General features: G+C 47.1%; 13 protein-coding genes. 8 read left to right on the forward strand and 5 right to left on the reverse strand.

Annotated features, from left to right (window positions below; translation table 11 throughout):
* Positions 1-76 precede the first annotated feature (76 nt).
* Positions 77-979, forward strand: a complete 903-nt coding sequence (locus QUB37_RS11745; RefSeq protein ID WP_333162064.1) for a ferritin-like domain-containing protein — start codon at positions 77-79, stop codon at positions 977-979.
* Between the two features lie 175 nt (positions 980-1,154).
* Entirely contained in the window at positions 1,155-1,658 is a 504-nt protein-coding gene (locus tag QUB37_RS11750; protein ID WP_333162066.1) for a YbjN domain-containing protein, read from the forward strand.
* Positions 1,659-1,711: 53 nt separating this feature from the next.
* Here QUB37_RS11750 and QUB37_RS11755 read toward each other — a convergent pair whose 3' ends face one another.
* From QUB37_RS11755 to QUB37_RS11765, 3 genes are all read right to left on the reverse strand, one after another.
* Complete coding sequence (locus QUB37_RS11755) at positions 1,712-2,170, reverse strand: divergent PAP2 family protein (protein ID WP_333162069.1); 459 nt, start codon at positions 2,168-2,170, stop codon at positions 1,712-1,714.
* Positions 2,171-2,184: 14 nt separating this feature from the next.
* Positions 2,185-3,111 (reverse strand): geranylgeranyl diphosphate synthase CrtE, encoded by a 927-nt coding sequence (gene crtE, locus QUB37_RS11760; RefSeq protein WP_190658217.1) that lies wholly within the window; start codon positions 3,109-3,111, stop codon positions 2,185-2,187.
* Between the two features lie 204 nt (positions 3,112-3,315).
* The gene (locus QUB37_RS11765; RefSeq protein WP_333162072.1) at positions 3,316-4,197 is read right to left on the reverse strand and encodes a LysR family transcriptional regulator; all 882 of its coding nucleotides are present in this window, start codon (positions 4,195-4,197) and stop codon (positions 3,316-3,318) included.
* Positions 4,198-4,307: 110 nt separating this feature from the next.
* On the opposite strand from QUB37_RS11765, the gene QUB37_RS11770 reads away from it, so the two are divergent.
* The 3 genes from QUB37_RS11770 (at position 4,308) to QUB37_RS11780 (ending at position 6,143) form a co-directional block, all read left to right on the forward strand.
* Positions 4,308-4,796 (forward strand): GNAT family N-acetyltransferase, encoded by a 489-nt coding sequence (locus QUB37_RS11770; protein WP_333162074.1) that lies wholly within the window; start codon positions 4,308-4,310, stop codon positions 4,794-4,796.
* Between the two features lie 99 nt (positions 4,797-4,895).
* On the forward strand, positions 4,896-5,666 hold the full coding sequence (locus QUB37_RS11775; protein ID WP_333162076.1) for a methyltransferase domain-containing protein: 771 nt from the start codon (positions 4,896-4,898) through the stop codon (positions 5,664-5,666).
* Positions 5,667-6,008: 342 nt separating this feature from the next.
* Positions 6,009-6,143 carry a hypothetical protein gene (locus QUB37_RS11780; RefSeq protein WP_333162078.1) on the forward strand — a complete coding sequence of 45 codons (135 nt, stop codon included), beginning with the start codon at positions 6,009-6,011 and terminating at the stop codon, positions 6,141-6,143.
* Between the two features lie 193 nt (positions 6,144-6,336).
* Here QUB37_RS11780 and QUB37_RS11785 read toward each other — a convergent pair whose 3' ends face one another.
* Together QUB37_RS11785 and QUB37_RS11790 are read right to left on the reverse strand one after the other, a co-directional pair.
* The gene (locus QUB37_RS11785) at positions 6,337-7,248 is read right to left on the reverse strand and encodes a histidine kinase (RefSeq protein ID WP_333162080.1); all 912 of its coding nucleotides are present in this window, start codon (positions 7,246-7,248) and stop codon (positions 6,337-6,339) included.
* A 535-nt stretch (positions 7,249-7,783) separates the two neighbouring features.
* Positions 7,784-9,211: an S-layer homology domain-containing protein gene (locus QUB37_RS11790; RefSeq protein WP_333162082.1), complete on the reverse strand. Its 1,428-nt coding sequence runs from the start codon at positions 9,209-9,211 to the stop codon at positions 7,784-7,786.
* Between the two features lie 69 nt (positions 9,212-9,280).
* On the opposite strand from QUB37_RS11790, the gene QUB37_RS11795 reads away from it, so the two are divergent.
* From QUB37_RS11795 to QUB37_RS11805, 3 genes are all read left to right on the forward strand, one after another.
* Positions 9,281-9,835 (forward strand): hypothetical protein, encoded by a 555-nt coding sequence (locus tag QUB37_RS11795; RefSeq protein ID WP_333162083.1) that lies wholly within the window; start codon positions 9,281-9,283, stop codon positions 9,833-9,835.
* 467 nt (positions 9,836-10,302) lie between these two features.
* Positions 10,303-10,785 (forward strand): BON domain-containing protein, encoded by a 483-nt coding sequence (locus tag QUB37_RS11800; protein WP_333162085.1) that lies wholly within the window; start codon positions 10,303-10,305, stop codon positions 10,783-10,785.
* A 397-nt stretch (positions 10,786-11,182) separates the two neighbouring features.
* Positions 11,183-12,409 (forward strand): histidine kinase, encoded by a 1,227-nt coding sequence (locus tag QUB37_RS11805; RefSeq protein WP_333162087.1) that lies wholly within the window; start codon positions 11,183-11,185, stop codon positions 12,407-12,409.
* Positions 12,410-13,109 lie beyond the last annotated feature (700 nt).

Here is a 13,109-nt window from a genome sequence, read left to right on the forward strand (position 1 = left end):
TGCCTTGCGAGGTAATTGGTTGTCGAAAAAACTGCGTTACACTTATATAGGTATCTTTACAAAACAACATAAAAGCATGACTGTTGCCTATCCCCGCAAGCTTCGCAACGCAATGGGAGCGCGCGAAATTTTAGCTAATGTAGTGCGCGATCGCGAAATTCACCTGATCACCCTCAACCGCTACCGGTTTAGCGAACAGCGCAGTTGCAAAGACCTCACCGAGGTGATCGAACAGCTAAACGGGGAACCAGCCGAACTCGTGCGCGACCTGTCTCGGCACATTTCCGACGAAGCGCGGCACGCCATGTGGCTCACCGACTTGCTGGTAGACCTCGGCCAAAATGTGGGAACGCCGCCAGGAGTCTCCTACATTGACGAATTTGAAAGGTTGTATGACAGGGAACAACAAGACCCCACCACAAACCGCGAAGACTTCGTAATTTCTTCCCTCGCGGCGATTAACGTCACCGAGAAGCGGGGCTGCGAATACTTCTCAGCGCACATCCACGCCCTCAAACAGGCCCCCCAAACCGCAGAAAATGTTAAAATTCGCGAAACCATCGAAAAGATTTTTCCCGAAGAAGCTGGTCACGTCCGCTGGGGCAACCGCTGGCTCGGCTCCATAGCTGCCAAAAGCCCGGAACACCGCCAGAAGGTGGAACAGGCAAAGCGCAAGTATGTGGCGATCGAACAAGCAGCTTTTGAATCGGGAATGGATATCATGTTGGGGGCAGAACTCCGCCGCGTCACCCGCCTAGTGGATATTGCCAACACCATGCCGATGTGGGAACGCCCGCAATACCTGATGGAACGCTTGCCCGCAAGCCTGCTGGCCCCCGACCTGCAAATGACCAGAGTCGATGTAGCTCAGCGGGCCTGGAACCGCGATCCGCAGGCATTTATGGAGAAATTGGTACCCATGTTCCTCAACGGCTTGAATAACATTGAGAAGAAGTCGGCGACTAAGCCCAAGGCTTAAATACGATCGCGAACCTGGTTAAAACGGCTCTGCAAGTCAAACTTGCGTCTGCCTCCGCAAACTAAGACATATACTGGTTCCCAGGCATAGCCTCGGAACCAGTTATTTAAAGTCATAATTTTAAGCTTTAGCAAGTAAACTGATTATTGGAATAGTTTTCCATCTAAATATAATCATGACTACCAGCGAGCCGAACATACAAACAGCTTCCGCAGAAAGCGAATCGAGGGAAAGCGCGATCGCCTCCGAGCAGGTCGAAAAAGCCACAGCCGTCACCTATGCAGAAGAAATTGAAACTGTCATCGCCAGCATGGCTGTAGACCAAAAAGTGATGGTCGGTCAAAATGAAGCTGGCGGACATCTTTGGAAGTTTAAGTACGGCAGTGTTGAAGTGTTCGTGCAACTCACTGGCGACACCGAAGATGATACTTTGACTGTTTGGGCTTTTGTACTGCAGTTGCCGGCAAAGAATGAAGCTCAATTAATGCGGAAACTTCTAGAAATGAATTGGCTGTCTACTTTGGAATCTCATTTTGCGATTGTTGACAATAAAGTTGCGGTAATATCGACTCGGACGATCGCCGAAATCTCGGCCGGGGAAATTTCTCGGGTTATTACTATTGTCGCCACGATCGCCGATGATAATGATGACCTGCTGCAAGCAGAATTCGGTCAGTAGTGATTAGTTAACAGTTAACAGTCAACAGTCAACAGTCAACAGTTAACAGTTAACTAATATGCAGGCCCTGCGATCCAAGCAATAGTAATTCCCAGCCCCAAACCGACAAGCACTTGAAAAGGAGTGTGTCCCAGCAACTCTTTCAGGCGAGCCTCATTAAGGTTGTGATCTTCCTCAAAAAACTCATCAATAATTTGGTTGAGGATGCGAGCTTGCTTGCCTGCAGCTTGGCGGACGCCTGCTGCGTCGTACATCACAATAATTGCAAAGATCGCAGCGATCGCAAAGTCCGGACTTTCCCATCCCATCGTTTGTCCGACTTCAGCAGCCAAAGCGCCCACAAAAGACGAGTGAGCGCTGGGCATTCCCCCCGTTGTTACCAAATACTGAAGATTAAACTTGCGATTTTTAACCAACTCGACCGGCAGCTTCATGATCTGAGCCGCCAGACAAGCGAGCAAAGCAACCACCAGTACATGATTGTTTAAGACGCTGCTGCAAATTTCCTGCATAGTGTTTGATATTTCTAGTTACTGCGGCTGGTAATAAAATCGGCGATTGCCAGCAGCGGTAGAGCTTTGCTCCCAAACACTGCCAATTGATCCTTAGCATCAGCAACAAGCTGCGAAGCTTGGCGCCGAGACTCCTCAATTCCCCACAAACTGGGATAAGTGACTTTTCCTGCTTGAACATCTTTGCCAGCAGTTTTGCCCAGTTCTTCTTGGGTAGCAGTAATATCCAAAATGTCGTCAATGATCTGGAAAGCCAACCCAATATTTTGAGCGAAACGAGACAGCCGCTGCAAATCGGCAGCCGAGGCCCCAGCCAGAATTGCCCCACAAACTACGCAAGCCTCTAACAGCGCGCCTGTTTTGTGAGCGTGAATGTAATTCAAAGTTTCCAAAGAAACATCTGTCTTTCCTTCCGATTCCAAATCAACCACTTGACCGCCTACGAGTCCAGCAGCGCCCGATGCCCGCGCCAAATGGGCGATCGTCTGCAACACCTGTTGGGGGGGTACGTTCTCAGTTTTAGTGGCGATAAATTCAAAAGCATAGGTCAGCAAACCATCGCCAGCCAAAATGGCGATATCCTCGCCGTAGACTTTGTGGTTCGTCAGTTTGCCACGCCGGTAGTCGTCATTGTCCATTGCCGGCAAATCGTCGTGAATCAGCGACATCGTGTGGATCATTTCCAAAGCGCAAGCTGTCGGAATTGCCATAGATGTAGTGCCGCCGGCCAGTTCGCAGCTAGCGAGACACAGGATCGGACGCAGGCGCTTGCCCCCCGCTAGCAGCGAGTAGCGCATTGCTTCGTAGATTTTTTCTGGGTAGATGACCGGCAGTGCACTGTCGAGAGCTACCTCGATCGCCTCTTTTCGCTTGACTAGATAAGTAGATAAATCGAAAGAGGATTCCGGTTGGGACGAACCCATTTCTGTTGCCAATACCATCCCTTGCTCTCTTGTACTGAATAGTTATGTGGGATATTCTGAGCCGTTGGGGTCGCATCGTGCCGACTTTTACGGCGGTAGTTGCTCGAACTCCGAGCATCAATTAATCATTCTACGGGTGTTGTTGCACAGAAAATCTTTGAGTTTTGATAACTTTGTCAAATTACCAGTCAATCTAAAATTTACAATCTCTTTTCTCAAATCTCAAATCCGCTGCTGCTGTCTGGCGACTTCCAAAAACCGCTGCACCGCCGCCGTTGGATCGCTGCGCCAAATTAGGGCGATCGCCACAATGCAGGTTGATTCTGGCAAAGATTTGTAAACAACCCCGCTGCGCTGGAAATTTTGCATCGATTCAGGGACGATCGCCACTCCCATCTCGGCGGCTACCAGACTCACAATGGTTTGCATTTGAATTGCTTCTTGAGCCGCGATCGGGCTAAAACCTGCTTGCTGACAAAGACTGACGATCGCATCGTACAATCCCGGAGCCTGGGAACGGGGAAATAAAATGAACGGTTCCGTGGAAAGTTCGCGTAATTCAAGATGCGTGCGATCGGCCGCCGGATGCGTTTCTGGAAGTGCCACGATCAGCGGTTCTCGAAAAACGATTTCAGAATTTATCCCCTCTTCCTCAACCGGAGGACGCACGAAGCCGATATCAATTTGCCCGAACCGCAGGCGCTGCAACTGTTCATTTGTCGTCAGTTCGTGCAGTTCGAGTTTGACGGCGGGACACCGAGTGCGAAAAGCCTGCAAAATGGCTGGAACCACGTTGTGTGCTGCCGAACTCACAAAGCCGATCGTCAGTTGGCCGAGTTCGCCCCGACTGGTTTGTCGGCCGAGTTGAATTGCTCGATCGACTTGCTGCAGAATTTTCCCGGCCTCCTCGAAAAAAACCTGTCCCGCAGCCGTTAAATGCACCGTCCGCTTGGTGCGGCGAAACAGTTGAAACCCCAACTCTGCCTCTAAATGCTGGATTTGTTGACTCAGCGGAGGTTGGGCAATATGCAGTTTTTCGGCTGCGCGAGTGAAATTCAGTTCCTCTGCAACTGCAATGAAATAACGCAAATGCCGAAGTTCCATAAGTCCCAATGATTGATATTTTAAAAGTATAAGTGGTTAGTCAAACATATATTGGACATTGGTGATGATATTTCATACAGTGATTAATAGGCGAAGTTGAGAATTAAACAATGGCTAATTTGGATATCAAAATTAGAGAAGCAGAGCTGGCAGATTTGGAATTAATCGTGGATTTTATTTCCCAAAAAAGCGAGTTTGATGGCTCTAATAATTTGTTAGCAGCAACAGCAGAGAAATTGCAGCAAACGTTGTTTTGCCAGCCTCCGCTAGTGCGGGTTTTGTTGGCGGAAGTTGCCGAAAAAGCCGTAGGATTTGCTCTTTTTTATTCCTCCTATTCAAGTTTGTTGACGCAGCCGTGCCTTTGGCTTGATGATTTATTTGTGCAAGCTCCTATGCGCGGTATGGGAGTCGGTACAGCGCTGTTAAAGTATTTGGCACAAATTGCTGAGTCCACAAATTGCGGGCGGATTGAATGGACTGTTAATACTGGCAATGCGCCGGGAATTGCTTTTTACCAAAAGCAGGGAGCGCGGATTTTGGAAAAGATTAGAGTTTGCCGTATTGATGGGGATGGAATTAATCTGCTTGCTAGCAAATAATTTAATAACGAACCGCGAAGGCGCGTTAGCGAAGCGGCGCGTTAGCGCTAGAACGCGAAGAGAATAATAGAGAAAAGAGAAGAGGAAAGAAGAGAAGAGATGTCAGAAAATTCTTGGAATACAGCTCTTTATGAGCAAAATTATGCTTTTGTTTGGCAGTACGGCGAATCGCTTTTGGAGTTACTCGCTCCGAAGGCTGGTGAACAAATTCTGGATTTGGGCTGCGGTACGGGACAGTTAACTGAAAAGATTGCTCAAAGTGGTGCTTTGGTGCAAGGTATTGATTCCTCTTTGTCGATGATTTCTACGGCAAAAGTTAACTACCCTCACATTAACTTCGCTGTCGCAGATGCGAGGAGTTTTCAAGTAGAAGAGCCGTTAGATGCTGTGTTTTCTAATGCTGTTTTGCACTGGATTAAACAGCCGGATGCTGTGATTAATTGTGTGGAAAAAGCGCTGAAGCCGGGAGGGCGTTTTGTGGCTGAGTTTGGCGGTAAGGGGAACGTGGGGGCGATCGTCCGGGCACTTTTGAGTGTTTTGTCAGAAATTGGGTGCGAGGAGCCTCAAGCGCTTAATCCTTGGTATTTTCCGAGTATTGGCGAGTATGCTGGGCTTTTGGAAAAGCAGGGATTTGATGTGGGTTATGCGGTTTTGTTCGATCGACCGACTCCCCTAGAAGGTGGCAGCGCGGGTATGGTAAATTGGATTGAGATGTTTGCTGGCGGGTTTTTGTCCGGGTTGTCTGATGATGTGCGATCGCACGTAATTAACGTAGTTGAAGAACGTTTACTGCCGACGCTGTACCGCGATGGTAATTGGAGTGCAGATTATCGCCGAATTCGCGTTGTTGCTGTCAAAAATTCCTATTGACAAATATAAGGCTTCAAATCGGGGAGATTTGTAGCCTTCGTTCACTCAGTATCCCCATCGCGCCGCACGTTAGTCCCAGCAGTTATTTTCTTTTCCTATTGTAACTGCGCTTTTGTGTAGAGCCCCATCAATTCTCCCCTGCCAAAAACTTACGACTCAGGCTTTTCGGATGTTGAATTTTACAGTCATATTTGTAGGGGTAAGCCGGCCCTATAAAAAATATTGTTGGCATGATACTTAGCCTCAACCAAAATAGACTCCTCCTTAACAAATAATAATCTAAGTTGGCGCTTCCATAGGGAGCCGGAAGCAAAAACGAACTAACACTTAAGGAAATAGCAAATGCTACAAAAGTTACGCTCAAAGCGTTTAGCCCTTCTCGCCAGTGCGACCAATTTCCCGCAGAAAGGCGCGCCGCTAGCCATTTGTAAGTTGGCTGATAGCGAAAAACTCGATCGGGAAAATGTGCGATCGTAAATTCGTATCCGCAAACACCGCAACAACTCGGTTTCATGGATAAACCGGGTTGCTAAACACAGACCTTAGTTTAAATCTGTTCTTCCCCTTGATTAAAACGCTGACTTCCTTGATTTTTATCTAAGCGCTAAATAGCATCTTTGGAAATAGTGAGGATGCCTGTAAACGAATTTTGGCTTACTCTCAAAGCTTGTTACTTATTTTTAACTTCTGCCAGTTCGCGCTGTAAATTGTCAATTGTCTGTTGAAACCGAGCGGCTTGTCTGAGCATTTCTTGTTCGGAAAAATCCAGCAATTGAATTAAATTGGCAACTTGATTTTCCAGTAATTGGGTTTCGGCAAAATAGTTATTTGTAACAAAATTTGTAGGATTTTCTGAATAGTCAAAAACACTTTGTTCGTCGGGCATGGATAATGCGGTTTTTACACTAAGGGCCAAATCTTTAAACATTTCAGCCCTGCTTTGGGGAATTTTAACTTTCAGGAACATCACTACCGCAAACACACTTCCTGACGGCAGAAGTCCCCCAAATCCCAAGACAGACTTGACTTGGTAGGGGATAATTAAGGAATTTTGCTCAGGAATAAAGGGGCTGCCTTTTGCTTCTGATACGTGAAAAATATTTAATACTGCGGGTTCTAATTGCAAGAACCTCTCTCGCTCAATTCCGAGGAATGTAGGAATGTCTAAACCGAACTGCCGGATTATTTCTGAAATCGCCGGCATTTGAGCCACTAATTTTGTACTAATTAATGGAATAGCTGTATTTTCTGCTGCTGTGTGCCGAGAATTCCACTGCGGTTCTCTGCCTGCGGCTGCTAGCAGAGTCCAACATTTCATGTCGGCGGCGGGGGAATTGCCCTTCATCAAGCGGCGCGCGGATTGTTGCAATGAGTCTTCTAATTCCCCGTAGGGATGAGTTTTGAACAAACGCACTAAGGCACAGGTATTTTCTCCAGTTTGCGAATCGCAAAAATGTCGGTAAATATAGTTAACAATCTTCTGGCTGCTGGCTTCCATACTAGCAGTATTTCTACCTAAGTGGCGCAGGACTAAGCTGCATTTCGCCATGTTTTGCGAGGTAAATAAGGTAATATCGTACATTAAAAATGCTCTCCAAGAGCTCAAACACTGTTTTTCATTTATCGTTAAGGCCGCTAAGCCATCCGGAATCCTACTGAGAGTTTTGAACAAAGTGTTAGTTAAAATATGTATAAAATTTGCCCGCCAAATGCAGCGGTTGTATGGCAGGATACAGAAATTAAGATTAAAGCAAAAAAAATCTATCTCCTAGGGTAGGCCACAACGACAGAAAAGCCGATTTATGATACACAGGGTTTTTACGAGAACTCCCCCATAGGAATTAAAGAAATAAGGTTTTTCACCGGATCTGCCTCGCGTTTTAGGTGGCGTTTTCGTAGATAAAAGTCGGTTTCGGGGTAAGCCATATTCACCGAAATCCTAGAAACTCAAGCTGCAATTTTTGTGTCGGGCGATCGCACGCCGATGAATCAAAAATTGGTACAATTTCGTCAGTGTTGGACGCAAAAACCGGGTTTGCTTACAGAGAAAAGACCCGGTTTTTGAGGTATTGGTAAGTAGATGCTGTGTTCAAAACTTTTAACCACCCCAAACAACTCTACTCAGCAGGTGGAGACTTTGCTTCCAGGGCATCTTTAGCAGACAATCCCTGATCTTGAACGCCAAAATACCACAAACTAGCAGCAGCTTCGGCGCGAGTCACTGGTTTCTTCGGCTGAAACAGAGTAGTAAAACCAAAAACGCGACGAATATTCGCCAAATCTCCATTGTTAAAATCAGCTAAAACTGCCCGCGATGCCTGGGAATCAATCTTAGAAGCATCTTGAAAGCCCCACTTTTCTTTCACTCCCTCAATGTTAGCTGTCGGCAAAACTTGACGACTATCTAAAGGCACTTTCCAGAGAATCATTGTTTCGCGAGTTAAAGGTGCATCCGGGCGGAATTTCACATCTTTAGTTTCTCCTGAAAGCGAACTCGGAATTATACCGGCTTCTGCTAAACCTTGAATTGCTGAAAAATCCGGGTCTGTTTTGGGTACGTCAGAAAAGGCTGGTTCGCTAGAGTCTACTGCTAATCTAATTTGTTTGGCTTGACGGCTAGCATAAATCTGGTTGTTAGCTGCGACTAACCAGCGGGCGTATTCGCGGCGAGTGATAATTTTGTTGGGTTTGGGCAAAGTGTTGCCAGTTTCTAAATTAGCACTTTCTGTCGTTAGCGAAGCCCTCGGAGAGGATCGCACTTTTAGCACTTCCAACTGACTTAAATCAGCCACATACTGCCGCAACTGTTGAGGAATTTGGGTGTCTAGTTGGCTAACTTTTGCTGATTTTGGAGAGGCGGATGGTGTGGAAGTAGTTTCCTCTGAATTAGATGGAGTTGGTGAAGCGGTTGGAGATGCGCTAGACTCGGAATTATTAGGTTGGGGACTGGCGGCAATTTCGGGGCTTTCTTTGCTGTAGTCGATCGCAAATTCTGTAGAACCCCCTACCTTTTGAGTAGGAGAAAGCGACACTGTTACCCGTAAATTATCTCGCGTTGCTACTAAAGAACCTTGTCCCTCGGCGGTGGGACGGCTGACTATTTCCCAGTTGCGACGCCCAAACTCTGTGGAGTAAAAGTTCTGAACCGAATTAACAGGATCTGTGCTTTCCCAGCGCAGCCGCACATTTTTTTGCGACGGATCGGTTTGCCCACCAACTTCGATTAACTCAGCATTAGGATAGAGTGGAATCTCTGTTGGGAAATCGGGAGGAAGTTTGGCGGTAGAGTTTGTCTCAATTGCTGTCGCTGGTGGCGGGGAAGAGAAAACCACTGGATTTTGTTTTAATTGCGGATCAGCGGCTAAAGATTCTTCGAGTGCCTTGCTGTTGGGGCTGTTTGCACAAGCTGTGACAGCAGCCAGCAGACACACCGCTAGCCAAGTATTTACAGCAGCGAGTATATTGGTTTTACTGGTTTTACTGGTTTTAGCTGGCGATCGCCCCTGAGAGTTGCCTCGCCGTTGAGTAAATATAATATTCAGCATAAATCCCCCCTTTGCGGATATATTTCTAGGCTAGCGCAGATCGATCAGGCAAATATATTTCTTACCCAAATGAAATTTTTGTATTTACTTCTAGTTACTGCTACATTACTTGTCTCGCCTGTCAAGTTTGCCCGTCCCGCTGCATCTCAACCAGCCCCGCTGCGGACAGCCATTCAGACGCCAGAGTGGCAGCCATTTTGCTCAGCGATGGGCCAGTTTGCGATCGATATGCCGGGAAATCCCAAAATTAATTCCGAAATTTTTTCAAATCAAATTATTGCTCATACATATCGATCGAACTTAAAAACTAAAGAAACTTATTTGCTTCAATATTTTGACCTAGATTTTCGGCTGAGTAACAATAATATCAATAATATCAGAATAACTTTAAATAGTGCAGTTGATTTATTCGTCGTGGGAGCGAATGCTAAATTGTTGCAAGTGCGGGATATTTCCCTCGGAGGCTATCCGGGAAAAGAGTTTGAGTTTCAGCCGCTTTCCCCCACTGAACCGATAGGTGTAGGTCAAGTTTTTTTGGTGGAAACCCGCGTTTATGGGCTGGTTGCCACTACCCCAGAACCAGAAAATGCTAAAAAATTTCTCGACTCTTTTCGTTTGTTTTGAAGCAGGAAGTTTGGCAATGAGTAGTGTACGAGATTTAACAGATTTAACGGAGAGATGTTGAGCGAATAAATCACAGATTCCCGGGAAGAGAGAAAAATAAGTTGGGAATGGCGCTCGAATTTATTAATAAAACTTAATGCTTGGCAACTGGGTGTTTAGGAAAATATTGGCTTGGGCAACAAAAAAGATGCCCATCAACCGCGTTTTTGAGGAAGAATCTAGTCAGAACTAAATTACGCTAAATTTGACTTAGTACCTTATTGTATTTCTTGTACTCTATCTAACGGCATAGATAAATTTTACACCCGTGGAGCGATGTAGATACTTCCTCAAGTTTATATATTTGAGATAAGGATTTTTAAATCGCAGAAAGCACAAGTAAAGATGCTGTCTTGCTCCATCTGGCTCCCATCTGGCTCAACCAAGTCAGCCTCATTGAAAGCTTACCCGGAGGGTATTAACCTATTATGAACAAATTAACACCAATTCTCCTCAGCAGCATCCTATTATTTGGAGCTGCTGCTTGCAGCGACGTGGCTAAAACTAGCGCTGATTCTCCTAGTTCTCCCACAGGAAATACCACTACCCCGCCCCCAGCCGATACTGTTCAAAAAACTCAGGGTGACGCCACTAGCCAGATTCGCCAAAACCAAGCAAATGCTGATATCAGGGCCAGAGAACAGCGCAACAATGTGACGGGAGGCGATGCAATTAGAGCTGATAGCGACCTGCAAAGTGAAGTGCGGTCCAAGTTAGAAGTAAACATCACTAAAGGTCAGCTAACTGTTGAGGCAAAAGACGGGCTTGTCACCGTAGGTGGCACAGTTCCCAATCAAACTGATTTAGCTAAAATTGAGCCACTAGCTAAAGAGATTAAGGGTGTTAAAAATGTCAATGTTACGGCTGTTGTCGCCCCCGCTGCACCCGCATCGCCTAGCAGTAATCAATAAATTAGCCGGAAGAATTCCGAGGGAAAGAAGGGAGAAAGATGTAGTTATCTAAGAGAGAAGTCTGAGGGAAGAGGGTAAAGTTTGGCATTGTAAAATTGCTTGCGGAGCAGATTGCAAGGCTTAGGTGACTATCAAGGAAGAGCGGGATTTTAAGTGAAAGAGTTTAAATTGAATTTTAAATTCAGCCATTCAAAACTCGCGCAATACCTGCAACTTCCCCTTCCCAATTTCCGATTTCCATCCCGGAGAATTAGTGGAAAACCAACCTGAAGATAGAGCGGGAATTTATTCCCAGCGACCGATGAAAATTGTTGGGAAAAAATGACTAAATGTGATTGATGGCAGAGCATAAATTCTGTGGTTGTGTAAAAGTAGTATATTTTCCAGGAGAAAAAAAATGGCTTTAGGTCAACACAAGCGAGCTGTAGGAGCATTTTCTAGTTATCGAGATACGGAACTAGCCCTGATGGAACTGCAAAGTACCGGGTTTCCGATGAATAAAGTTTCGGTAGTTGGCGAAAATCTCGATCGCAGCAAAATTGCGGGCGCTAGCACTGGTACTGGTACTGGTACTGGTAAGGATACCGACGACCAAGTGGCCGGCGGCGCCAAAGCAGGCGCGACAGCGGGAGTCGTGACGGGCGGTTTGATTGGGTTACTCGGAAGCATTGGGGCCCTGGCGATTCCGGGAGTTGGCCCGGTGATGGCGGGGGGCGCGATCGCAACTCTGCTGGCAGATACTGTAATCGGAGGCGCGATTGGGGCAGCAGCAGGCGGTTTGGTAGGCGGTTTGGTCGGCTTGGGAGTTCCCGAAGAAAAAGCTAAGGTTTATAACGATCGCGTCTCGCGCGGAGAATATTTGGTATTCGTAGAAGGAACAGATGCCGAACTTGCCACAGCCGAAGGAATTATGACTGTGCGGGGCATTCAGGATTGGGGCATTTACGATGTGCCGGCAGACACCGGCCGCAGAGCTTCGGGTCGCCAGAAGCGCGCCGTGGGAGTATTTTCAACCCGCCGCGAGACGGAACACGCGCTGGGAGAACTGAGAACTGCCGGTTTCGACATGAATCGGGTTTCGGTCATCGCTAAGGATGCTGACTCGAAAGGGGACATCGCAGGCATTGACGTGCACGACAGCACGGACAACAAGGCCGATGAAGGGGCCACAAAAGGCGCCCTCACGGGTGGCACTTTGGGCGGTTTGACAGGCTTGTTGGTAGGTCTGGGTCTAGTGGCAATTCCAGGCATCGGGCCGATTATGCTGGCAGGAGCCTCAGCTACGGCGATCGCCACTACACTAGCCGGTACAGCTTTGGGTGCCGCAGCAGGTGGCTTGATCGGAGCTTTAGTCGGTATGGGAATTCCCGAAGAGGAAGCTAGAGTATACAACGATCGCGTGGCGAGAGGAGATTACTTGGTACTGGTTGACGGCAGCGAAACAGAAGTCGCTCAAGCCGAAAGCATCCTGAGTCGCGGAGGTATTCAACATTGGAACACCTACGACTATCCCAGCGTCGATAGTGCTCGGGCTGATTACGGCGCTCCTGGCACTCCAGGGGTTGATACTACGCCTGGTATTTACGATCCCAATCAGGGCGTTACCGGCAACCGTCGGGTTTAATAATTCAGACTTTGTTTGGGCATTGTTTCTACTTTCACCAGGCTAGTCACACTGGCGCACTCGGATTGTGGAAAGTAATGCAACCAACAGCGGCGACCTAGCGGTTTTATGCTTCGTCGGTAAAATTATCTCAAAAGTCGGCTTTTTCCCTGAAAGCCGGCTTTTGTTTTGTTCTGGAAACCTAAAAACGCCACCTCTCAAAAGTTTAATTTTGATTAGGGGTTCAATCCGTGAGCTGGACTTTGCGCCGGAGGATCGATCGGCTCCCTGAAATTTTACAGCAGAAATCCGCAGCGTTTTTTTAGTCTGTAACACTCACTACTGCTCGATTTTAAACCCCGCAGTATTATCAAATTTAATGACCTAAATTACCACAGATATTGCCCAGTTAGTCAAAGAGCGAGTATCTTTAATTATGGGTAGCTAATTTGAGCAACTTATACAGGTGAAGTAGCCAGTCCCGCGCGCCGAGTATGGCCTGCAGTGGTCGGCAACTATTAGAATAATATTGTCGTCGCCTTCCCGCAAGACTTAGGCTGGTCATTGCTTGGCTGTAGCAGCCCAATTGCTGTTGGCAAGACCTGCGGCATGAATACAGTTTTTCTGGAAATGTCTCAGGGAAGCATTTGAGAAGCCCAGGAACAGCTTTTATGTCCGGGAGCGCGTCTGGTGTCGAGTGTTCTGTAAATTAGAACCGCAA

The organism is Microcoleus sp. AT3-A2 (assembly GCF_036705685.1).
Taxonomy (GTDB): Bacteria; Cyanobacteriota; Cyanobacteriia; order Cyanobacteriales; family Microcoleaceae; genus Microcoleus.